This is a genomic window from Pseudomonas sp. NPDC087803, assembly GCF_044742995.1.
In the GTDB taxonomy this organism is placed as follows: Bacteria; Pseudomonadota; Gammaproteobacteria; order Pseudomonadales; family Pseudomonadaceae; genus Aquipseudomonas.
Map to the genome: position 1 here is coordinate 18,939 of NZ_JBIUVO010000064.1, position 9,843 is coordinate 28,781.

The following is a 9,843-nucleotide window of genomic DNA, read 5'->3' on the forward strand; positions in this document are numbered from 1 at the left end:
GAAAGTGACCGAGCGTCCTGCCCGCACTGGCCGTAACCCTTCGACTGGCGCTGCCATCGAAATCCCTGCCAAGAAAGTGATCAAACTGGTTGTGGCCAAAGGCCTGACCGACGCTGTGAACAAGTAAGACGCAGCGATAAAAAACCGTGCACCGGAGCGATCCGGGCACGGTTTTTTTGTGTCCGTTTTTTACTGACACCATAAATCAAATGTGGGAGCGGGCTTGCTCGCGAAAGCGGAGTGTCAGTCGACATGTTTATTGACTGATCCACCGCTTTCGCGAGCAAGCCCGCTCCCACAAGTAGCTCAGTGTTAGCGAACCCAGCGCTCGCGACGCCAGATCTGCTGCTCGGACTTGGTCTGGAAGGTCCACGCCACAAAGCGGCTCTGCTTCTGCCCCTGCGACATCTCCACTACCTGACTTTCCAGCACGCCGGCCTTCTTCAGGGCGGTTTCGATGGCTGGCAGGTTCGAGGCTTTCGACACCAGGGTACTGAACCACAACACCTTGTGCTGGAAGTTCGCGCTTTCGGCGATCAGTTGCGTCACGAAACGTGCTTCACCGCCCTCACACCACAGCTCGGCGGACTGACCGCCGAAATTCAGCACTGGCAGTTTGCGCTTCGGATCGGCCTTGCCCAGTGCGCGCCATTTGCGCTCGCTGCCCTTGGTCGCTTCCTCCATCGAGGCGTGGAACGGCGGGTTGCACATGGTCAGGTCAAAGCGTTCGCCCGGCTCCAGCAAGCCAATCAGGATGTGCTTGCGGTTTTCCTGCTGGCGCAGCTTGATGACCTTGTTCAGGTCGTTGGACTGGACGATGGCTCGGGCGGCGGCCACGGCCGTCGGGTCGATCTCCGAACCGAGGAAGTGCCAGCGGTATTCGCTGTTGCCGATCAGCGGATACACGCAGTTGGCGCCCATGCCGATGTCCAGCACGTTGACGATCGCGCCGCGCGGGACCTTGCCGTCGTTCATGCTCGCCAGCAGGTCAGCGAGGAAGTGCACGTAATCGGCACGGCCCGGGACCGGTGGGCAGAGGTAATCCGCCGGAATATCCCAATGCTCGATGCCATAGAAGGACTTGAGCAGCGCCCGGTTGAACACGCGCACCGCGTCGGGGCTGGCGAAGTCGATGCTTTCCTTGCCGTACGGGTTGGTGATCACGAATTTCGCCAGTTCCGGCGTGGTCTTGATCAGCGCCGGGAAGTCGTAGCGACCCTGGTGGCGATTGCGCGGGTGCAGGCTGGCCTTTTCACGCGGCTCGACGGCTTTGGCCGGGGTCGCGGCATCAGGCTTCTTGCGCGCAGGTTTGGGGGTGCGGGGGGCGTTCATGGGTGTGATCGATTCGGGTATGGCTGAAAGTGGCGGGTATTGTCCCACATCTAAAGGCAACACCGTTCAAACTGTGGGAGCGGGCTTGCTCGCGAAAGCGGTGTGCCCGCTAACACACAGGTTGAATGAGACACCGCATTCGCGAGCAAGCCCGCTCCCACAGGGGATTTGTGGCGATTCTTGAATAAAAAAGGGAGGCCGTTGCGGGCCTCCCTTTTTCATTGCGGCTTGCCCTTACAGGCTGGAAATCCGCGCGTGCTGCTCGGCCAGTTTGCCCAGGGCTTGTTCAGCCTCGGCCAGTTTGGCGCGTTCCTTCTCGATGACTTCGGCCGGGGCCTTGTCAACGAAACCGGCGTTCGACAGCTTGCCGCCAACCCGCTGGACTTCGCCCTGCAGACGCAGGATTTCCTTGTCCAGACGTGCCAGCTCGGCGCCCTTGTCGATCAGACCGGCCATCGGCACCAGCACTTCCATCTCGCCAACCAGCGCGGTGGCGGACAGCGGTGCTTCTTCGCCGGCGGCGAGTACGGTGATCGATTCCAGACGCGCCAGTTTCTTCAGCAGCGCTTCGTTCTCGGTCAGGCGACGCTGGTCTTCAGCGCTGACGTTCTTCAGGTAGATCGGCAGCGGTTTGCCCGGGCCGATGTTCATTTCGCCACGGATGTTGCGCGTGCCGAGCATCAGGCCCTTGAGCCATTCGATGTCGTCTTCGGCGGCAGGATCGATGCGTTCTTCGTTGGCCACTGGCCAAGGTTGCAGCATGATCGTCTTGCCCTGAATGCCGGCCAGCGGCGCGATGCGCTGCCAGATTTCTTCAGTGATGAACGGCATGAACGGGTGCGCCAGACGCAGCGCCACTTCCAGTACACGCACCAGGGTGCGACGGGTGCCGCGCTGACGCTCGACCGGGGCGTTTTCGTCCCACAACACTGGCTTGGACAGTTCCAGATACCAGTCGCAGTACTGGTTCCAGATGAACTCGTACAGCGCTTGCGCCGCGAGGTCGAAACGGAACTGATCCAGTTGACGGGTCACTTCGGCTTCGGTGCGCTGCAACTGCGAGATGATCCAGCGATCGGCCAGCGACAGCTCGTAGGCTTCGCCGTTCTGGCCGCAGTCTTCGCCCTTGTCCAGAACATAACGCGCGGCGTTCCAGATCTTGTTGCAGAAGTTGCGATAGCCTTCGACACGGCCCATGTCGAACTTGATGTCGCGACCGGTGGACGCCAGCGAGCAGAAGGTGAAGCGCAGGGCGTCGGTGCCGTAGCTGGCGATGCCGTCGGCGAACTCGTCGCGGGTCTGCTTCTCGATCTTCTTCGCCAGTTTCGGCTGCATCATGCCGGAGGTGCGCTTCTGCACCAGTGCTTCCAGCTCGATGCCGTCGATGATGTCCAGCGGGTCAAGGACGTTGCCCTTGGACTTGGACATCTTCTGGCCCTGGCCATCACGCACCAGACCGTGCACGTAAACGGTCTTGAACGGCACCTGCGGGGTGCCGTCCTCATTTTTGATCAGGTGCATCGTCAGCATGATCATCCGGGCAACCCAGAAGAAAATGATGTCGAAACCGGTGACCAGCACGTCGGTGGAGTGGAATTTCTTGAGGAATTCGGTCTTCTCTGGCCAGCCGAGGGTGGAGAACGTCCACAGGCCCGAGCTGAACCAGGTGTCGAGCACGTCGTTGTCCTGTTGCAGCGCAACGTCCGGGCCGAGGTTGTGCTTGGCACGCACTTCGGCTTCGTCGCGACCGACGTAGACCTTGCCCGACTCGTCGTACCAGGCCGGAATCCGGTGGCCCCACCACAGCTGACGACTGATGCACCAGTCCTGGATATCGCGCATCCACGAGAAGTACATGTTTTCGTACTGCTTGGGCACGAACTGGATACGGCCGTCTTCAACGGCAGCAATCGCAGGCTCAGCCAGCGGTTTGGTCGACACGTACCACTGGTCGGTCAGCCACGGCTCGATCACGGTGCCGGAGCGGTCGCCTTTCGGCACTTTCAGGTTGTGATCGTCGACACTGACCAAGAGGCCGGCGGCGTCGAACGCAGCGACGATCTGCTTGCGCGCTTCGAAACGCTCGAGTCCGGCGTATTCGACCGGGATCTTGCCGTCGATGCTGTCGTTCAGCGTGCCGTCGAGGTTGAACACTTGGGCCGCTGGCAGCACGTTGGCGTTCTTGTCGAAGATGTTCAGCAGCGGCAGGTTGTGGCGCTTGCCGACTTCGTAGTCGTTGAAATCGTGGGCCGGGGTGATTTTCACGCAGCCGGTGCCGAATTCAGGATCGCAGTAATCGTCGGCGATGATCGGGATGCGGCGGCCAACCAGTGGCAGCTCGACAAACTTGCCGATCAGGGCTTTGTAGCGCTCATCGTTCGGGTTAACCGCGACGGCGGAGTCGCCGAGCCTGGTTTCCGGACGGGTGGTCGCGACGATCAGGAAATCGTTGCCTTCAGCGGTTTTCGCGCCGTCGGCCAGCGGGTACTTGAGATTCCACAGGAAACCTTTCTCGTCGTGGTTTTCCACTTCGAGGTCGGAAATCGCCGTGTGCAGCTTGGTGTCCCAGTTGACCAGACGCTTGCCGCGGTAGATCAGGCCGTCTTCGTGCAGGCGCACGAAGGCTTCTTTAACCGCTTCCGAGAGACCGTCGTCCATGGTGAAGCGCTCGCGGCTCCAGTCCACGGACGAGCCGAGGCGGCGGATCTGACGGCTGATGTTGCCGCCGGACTGATCCTTCCACTCCCAGACTTTCTCGAGGAATTTTTCGCGGCCCAGGTCATGACGGTTCTGGCCGGTGGCTTCCAGTTGACGCTCCACCAGCATCTGCGTGGCGATACCGGCGTGGTCGGTGCCCGGCTGCCACAGGGTGTTGCGACCCTGCATGCGGCGGAAACGGATCAGGGCGTCCATGATCGCGTTGTTGAAACCGTGACCCATGTGCAGGCTGCCGGTGACATTCGGCGGCGGGATCATGATGGTGTAGGAATCGCCCGCGCCTTGCGGTGCGAAATAGTTCTCGGACTCCCAGGTGTTGTACCAGGAAGTTTCAATGGCGTGCGGCTGGTAGGTCTTATCCATGCGCGGCGGGACCCTATTGGCATTTATTCAGGAAAAGCCGGGAAGTATAGCGGGGCATGGGGCCGAGGGCGAGCGGGGCGGGCCGGATGGAGATCTAAATGTGGTCGCGAACTCTGTGGCGAGGGAGCTTGCTCCCGCTCGGCTGCGCAGCAGTCGTAAACACTGCCATGCAGGCTTCGCGGACAAAACACTGTTGGATGGTTTTGGGGGTGCTTCGCACCCCAGCGGGAGCAAGCTCCCTCGCCACAAAAATACCGAAGGCCGGGTTATTCGTATTGGCTGAGGAGCCGTTCCATCCGCGCTTCGAGGCGGCGTTTGATTTCGGTTTCGATATGCGGTGCGAAGTCGTCGATCACGTCCTGCATGATCAATTGCGCGGCGGCGCGCAGTTCGCTATCGAGGTGCAGCAGTGCGTCCGGGCCTTTGTCCACCGGCGCTGCCGGTTGGGCGGCAGGCGTCGGGGCTGGCGTGGGTGATGGTTCGATGGTCGGCGGCGTGGCGTCGACGGCCTCGAACAACATCGGAATCTGTTCCTGTTCACCGTCATCGACCGTGTCGGTCAGCAAGGGCGGTTGCAGGTTGTCGTCGCCGAGCAACTGGCGGATCGACTCGAGATCGTCCAGCAGGTGCGCAGGCTTTTGCAGCGGTTTTGGAGTGTCCATCGGCGTACTCAGAGTCGCTGTAAACGGTGATCTTGCAGAGGATAGCCCTGTTCGCGGTAGAAACGGAAACTCTCCCGTGCCGCCGCACGAATCGTCGGATCTTCCACCACCACTTCCGCCACGCGGGCAAATTGGCTGGCGAAGGCCGGGACTTTCAGGTCGAGGTTGACCAGCAGGTCCTGATGCTCGCCGCAGTCAGCGCCCAGTCCCAGGACGATCAAACCGTCCGGCTCGCTCTCGGCAGGGCCGTGGGGGACGAAGGTTTCGCCTTTGAATGCCCACAGGCGCGCATCGAGATCGTCACGCTGAACGGCATCGCTGCAATGCAGGTAGATGCGGTGGCCCATGCGCCAGGCTTTCTCGGTGAGCTTGCAGGCAAAATCCAGGCGAGCCGAAGGATCGGCGCTGGGCAGGATATAGAAGTCGACTTTGGTCATTGCGGTTCCTGAGCCTTGAGCGGCGTCACCGGAGAGTGACGCCGCCCAGGTTCATCGGTTTCAGGCTTTGGCGCGGTCCAGCAGGTATTGGGTCAGCAACGGCACCGGACGGCCAGTGGCGCCCTTGTCCTTGCCGCCGCTGGTCCACGCGGTGCCCGCGATGTCCAGGTGCGCCCAGTTGAGGTTCTTGGTGAAGCGCGACAGGAAGCACGCGGCGGTGATGGTGCCGCCTTTCGGCCCGCCGATGTTGGCGATGTCGGCGAACGGGCTGTCCAGTTGTTCCTGGTATTCGTCGAACAGCGGCAGTTGCCAGGCGCGGTCGTCAGCGGCTTTGCCGGCGCTGAGCAGTTGGCCGATCAGTTCGTCGTTGTTGCCCAGCAGGCCCGAGGTGTGGGCGCCCAGTGCAACCACGCAGGCACCGGTCAGGGTAGCGATGTCGATCACCGCTTGCGGCTTGAAGCGTTCGGAGTAGGTCAGGGCATCGCACAGCACCAGACGGCCTTCGGCGTCGGTGTTGAGGATTTCCACGGTCTGGCCGCTCATGGTGGTAACGATGTCGCCCGGACGAGTCGCGTTGCCGCTCGGCATGTTTTCGGCGCAGGCGAGGATGCACACCAGGTTGATCGGCAGCTTCAGCTCGAGTACCGCACGCAGGGTGCCGAACACGCTGGCGGCGCCGCCCATGTCGTATTTCATCTCGTCCATGCCGGCGCCGGGTTTCAGGCTGATGCCGCCAGTGTCGAAGGTGATGCCTTTACCGACCAGCGCGTAAGGCTTCTCGGACTTCTTGCCGCCGTTGTATTGCATGACGATCAGGCGTGGCGGCTGGGCGCTGCCCTGGCCGACGGCGTAGAACGAACCCATGCCCAGGGATTTGATCTTCTTCTCGTCGAGGACTTCGACTTTCAGATCCTTGAACTCTTTGCCGAGGTTCTTGGCTTGCTCGCCAAGGAAAACCGGGTGGCAGATGTTCGGCGGCAGGTTGCCCAGGTCGCGGGTGAAGGCCATGCCGTTGGCGATGGCGCTGGCGTGGGTCACGGCGCGTTGCACTTCAGACTGGGCAGCCTTGATCGTCAGCAGGGTGATTTTCTTCAGGGCGCGCGGTTCGGCTTTCTGGCTCTTGAACTGGTCGAACGTGTATTCGCCATCCAGCAGGGTTTCGGCCAGCAGGCGGGTCTTGCCGTAGCTGTCGCGGTTCTTGACGATGATTTCATCCAGGGCCAGCACGGCGTCGCTGCCGCCCAGACCTTTCAGGGTATTGAGGATGCCGGCAACGATTTTGCGGAATGGACGGTCGCCCAGTTCTTCATCCTTGCCCACGCCGACCAGCAGCACGCGCTCGGCCTTGAGGTTCGGCAGGCTGTGCAGCAGCAGGCTTTGACCGACCTTGCCGGCCAGATCACCACGCTTGAGCACGGCGCTGATCGCGCCACCGCTCAGCTCGTCGACCTGTCTGGCGGCAACGCCGAGTTTGCGGCCTTCGCCGACGGCAACCACCAGGGTGGCGGTTTTCAACGTTTCTGGGCTAACGCTTTTTACAACCAGTTCCATGTCCGGATCCCTGAATGAATGGTCAACACACAGGCGGTCGACGGTGGCCGCAGGCGCCTGCTTATAGATAGAAGAGACGCAGGCAGTGCCTGCGACAAAGGCGGCAGTTTGAACCTCGCTCCCTGCGCCTGACAACCCTCGGCGGCACGATCTTCAACCGATTACACGCTTGGGTGAGTGTGCGCAGTGACAGGCGCCCTCAATCACAGGATAATGCCGCATCTTTTTTCGACGGCTCTGCCTTGCGGGTCGCTCGAAACATTTGCTTGTTTGGCCGCCTTAGCCTGACAACCCTGGAGTGTCTGGTTTGATCGTCTTCCGTTATCTGTCCCGTGAAGTGATGTTGACCCTGAGCGCCGTCAGCGCCGTGCTGCTGGTCATCATCATGAGCGGTCGCTTCATCAAATACCTTGCCCAGGCCGCTGCGGGCCAACTCGATCCGGGATCGCTGTTCCTGATCATGGGTTACCGTCTGCCGGGTTTCATGCAACTGATCCTGCCGCTGGGTCTGTTTCTCGGGATCCTGCTGGCTTACGGCCGGTTGTACCTCGAAAGCGAAATGACTGTGCTCTCGGCCACCGGCATGAGTCAGCAGCGTCTGCTGCGCATGACCCTGTTCCCGGCAACGCTGGTGGCGCTGGTCGTCGCGTGGCTGAGCCTGAGCCTGGCCCCGCAGGGCGCCAATCAGTTCCAGCTGCTGCTGAACAAGCAGGACGCCCTGACCGAGTTCGATACGCTCGAACCTGGCCGCTTCCAGGCGTTGCGTGACGGTACCCGCGTGACCTACACCGAAAGCCTGACCGACGATCGCGTCAACCTCGGCGGCGTGTTCATCTCGCAGAAAAACCTCGGGGCCAATCAGAAGGACCGCGGGATTTCCGTGCTGGTGGCCGAAAAGGGCCGTCAGGAGATCCACCCGGACGGCAACCGCTACCTGATCCTGCACAACGGCTATCGCTATGACGGCAGCCCGGGGCAGGCCGATTACCGCGCGATCAAATACGACACCTACGGCGTATTGCTGCCAAAACCGGATGCCAGTGACGAAGTCACCGACCGTGACGCGATCCCGACGTCGACCTTGCTGAACGCCGACGACGAGCGTTCCAAGGCCGAACTGCAATGGCGGATTTCGCTGCCGTTGCTGGTGTTCATCGTGACCCTGATGGCGGTGCCGCTGTCGCGGGTCAATCCGCGTCAGGGCCGTTTCCTGAAGCTGCTGCCGGCGATTCTTCTTTATATGGCTTACCTGACCATCCTGATTGCCGCCCGCGGCGCCCTCGAAAAAGGCAAGATCCCGCCAGCCCTTGGTCTGTGGTGGGTGCACGGGATTTTCCTGGTCATCGGTCTCGGCCTGCTGTACTGGGAGCCAATGCGGCTGAAACTGGCCAGCCGTCGCAGCGCTGCGCTGGAGGTGGCCCGTGGTTAAACTCGACCGCTACATCGGCAGCAGTGTGTTCATGGCGATCATCGCCGTGCTGGCGATCATTCTGGGTCTGGCGACCTTGTTTGCCTTCATCGACGAGATGAGCGACGTCAGCGATACCTACACACTGACCGACGTGCTCAGCTTCGTCCTGCTCACCGCGCCGCGTCGCCTCTATGAAATGCTGCCGATGGCCGCGCTGATCGGCTGCCTGATCGGCCTTGGCAGTCTGGCCAGCAGCAGCGAGCTGACAGTCATGCGTGCCGCTGGCGTGTCCATCGGGCGCATCGTCTGGGCGGTCATGAAGCCGATGCTGGTGCTGATGCTGGCCGGCGTGCTGATCGGTGAGTACGTGGCGCCGGCCACCGAAAGCATGGCCCAGGCCAATCGTTCGCTGGCGCAAGGCAGTGGCGATGCGCAGAGCGCCAAGCACGGCATGTGGCACCGTCAGGGTGAGGAGTTCATCCATATCAACGCCGTGCAACCCGACGGCCTGTTGTATGGCGTGACCCGCTATCACTTCGACAAGGAGCGTCACCTGCTCAGCTCCAGTTTCGCCAAGCGTGCGGAGTTCGACGGCAAGCGCTGGCTGCTGACCGACGTGACCACTACGGTGTTCCACGAGCGCAGCACCGAAGTGGTGAACGCGCCGAGCGAGGAGTGGGACGTGTCGCTGAGCCCGCAATTGCTCAACACGGTGGTGATGGCGCCTGAGTCGCTGTCGATTTCCGGTTTGTGGGGCTACATCCACTATCTGGCGGATCAGGGGCTGAGCAATGGTCGCTACTGGCTGGCATTTTGGGTCAAGGTGTTGCAGCCGCTGGTCACCGCCGCGCTGGTGCTGATGGCGATTTCCTTCATCTTCGGCCCGCTGCGCTCGGTTACCCTTGGGCAGCGAGTGTTCACCGGTGTGCTGGTGGGCTTCACCTTCCGCATCGTCCAGGATCTGCTTGGCCCGTCGAGCCTGGTGTTCGGTTTCTCGCCGCTGTTCGCGGTGCTGGTGCCGGCCACGGTCTGTGCGCTGGCGGGTGTGTGGTTGCTGCGACGGGCCGGTTGATGGCCGCGTTGTTGCCAACGCTTTAACCGCGAAAACGCCTCGGTCGACAGATCGGGGCGTTTTCGTATGCAATCCGGGTGACAGGCGAACGTGACGCTTGCGCCGTGTATCAGGTACAATTCCCGGCTATTTTTCGGCGGGCCAAGCCTGCAGCCTTTTTGAGTGTTGATCCGTGAGTGATTTGAGTCATATCCGCAATTTCTCCATCATCGCCCACATTGACCATGGCAAGTCGACGCTGGCTGACCGTTTCATCCAGATGTGCGGTGGCCTGGCCGAGCGTGAAATGGAAGCCCA

General features: G+C 61.5%; 9 protein-coding genes. 4 read left to right on the forward strand and 5 right to left on the reverse strand.

Annotation, left to right across the window (positions count from 1 at the left end; all coding sequences use genetic code 11):
- Positions 1-127 (forward strand): HU family DNA-binding protein (locus ACIOUG_RS22695; protein ID WP_394598080.1); only part of this gene is annotated, 127 nt, incomplete at its 5' end.
- A 185-nt stretch (positions 128-312) separates the two neighbouring features.
- On the opposite strand, the gene rlmF is transcribed toward ACIOUG_RS22695, so the two are convergent.
- The 5 genes from rlmF to ACIOUG_RS22720 all read right to left on the reverse strand — a co-directional run bounded on the left by rlmF (position 313) and on the right by ACIOUG_RS22720 (position 7,063).
- Positions 313-1,332 carry a 23S rRNA (adenine(1618)-N(6))-methyltransferase RlmF gene (gene rlmF / locus ACIOUG_RS22700; RefSeq protein ID WP_401068811.1) on the reverse strand — a complete coding sequence of 340 codons (1,020 nt, stop codon included), beginning with the start codon at positions 1,330-1,332 and terminating at the stop codon, positions 313-315.
- 234 nt (positions 1,333-1,566) lie between these two features.
- Positions 1,567-4,413, reverse strand: coding sequence for a valine--tRNA ligase (locus ACIOUG_RS22705; protein WP_401068813.1), 2,847 nt, complete (start codon positions 4,411-4,413; stop codon positions 1,567-1,569).
- A gap of 266 nt (positions 4,414-4,679) precedes the next feature.
- Entirely contained in the window at positions 4,680-5,075 is a 396-nt protein-coding gene (locus tag ACIOUG_RS22710; RefSeq protein ID WP_401068814.1) for a DNA polymerase III subunit chi, read from the reverse strand.
- Positions 5,076-5,083: 8 nt separating this feature from the next.
- The gene (locus ACIOUG_RS22715; protein WP_401068816.1) at positions 5,084-5,512 is read right to left on the reverse strand and encodes a DNA polymerase III subunit chi; all 429 of its coding nucleotides are present in this window, start codon (positions 5,510-5,512) and stop codon (positions 5,084-5,086) included.
- Between the two features lie 60 nt (positions 5,513-5,572).
- A complete protein-coding gene (locus ACIOUG_RS22720; protein WP_401068817.1) occupies positions 5,573-7,063 on the reverse strand; it encodes a leucyl aminopeptidase in 1,491 nt (496 codons plus the stop codon).
- A gap of 307 nt (positions 7,064-7,370) precedes the next feature.
- On the opposite strand from ACIOUG_RS22720, the gene lptF reads away from it, so the two are divergent.
- The 3 genes from lptF to ACIOUG_RS22735 all read left to right on the forward strand — a co-directional run.
- Positions 7,371-8,492: an LPS export ABC transporter permease LptF gene (gene lptF / locus ACIOUG_RS22725; protein ID WP_401068819.1), complete on the forward strand. Its 1,122-nt coding sequence runs from the start codon at positions 7,371-7,373 to the stop codon at positions 8,490-8,492.
- Positions 8,485-9,546 carry an LPS export ABC transporter permease LptG gene (lptG, locus tag ACIOUG_RS22730; protein WP_401068821.1) on the forward strand — a complete coding sequence of 354 codons (1,062 nt, stop codon included), beginning with the start codon at positions 8,485-8,487 and terminating at the stop codon, positions 9,544-9,546. The genes lptF and lptG overlap by 8 nt, the downstream gene beginning before the upstream one ends.
- Positions 9,547-9,718: 172 nt before the next feature.
- Positions 9,719-9,843 (forward strand): GTP-binding protein (locus ACIOUG_RS22735; RefSeq protein ID WP_401068823.1); only part of this gene is annotated, 125 nt, incomplete at its 3' end.

What these genes read in the sequence shown, in the direction of transcription:
- ACIOUG_RS22710 (WP_401068814.1), bottom strand. Translation starts at nt 5,075, where the DNA reads ATGGACACTCCAAAACCGCTGCAAAAGCCTGCGCACCTGCTGGACGAT.
- ACIOUG_RS22715 (WP_401068816.1), bottom strand. Translation starts at nt 5,512, where the DNA reads ATGACCAAAGTCGACTTCTATATCCTGCCCAGCGCCGATCCTTCGGCT.
- ACIOUG_RS22705 (WP_401068813.1), bottom strand. Translation starts at nt 4,413, where the DNA reads ATGGATAAGACCTACCAGCCGCACGCCATTGAAACTTCCTGGTACAAC.
- rlmF (WP_401068811.1), bottom strand. Translation starts at nt 1,332, where the DNA reads ATGAACGCCCCCCGCACCCCCAAACCTGCGCGCAAGAAGCCTGATGCC.
- ACIOUG_RS22720 (WP_401068817.1), bottom strand. Translation starts at nt 7,063, where the DNA reads ATGGAACTGGTTGTAAAAAGCGTTAGCCCAGAAACGTTGAAAACCGCC.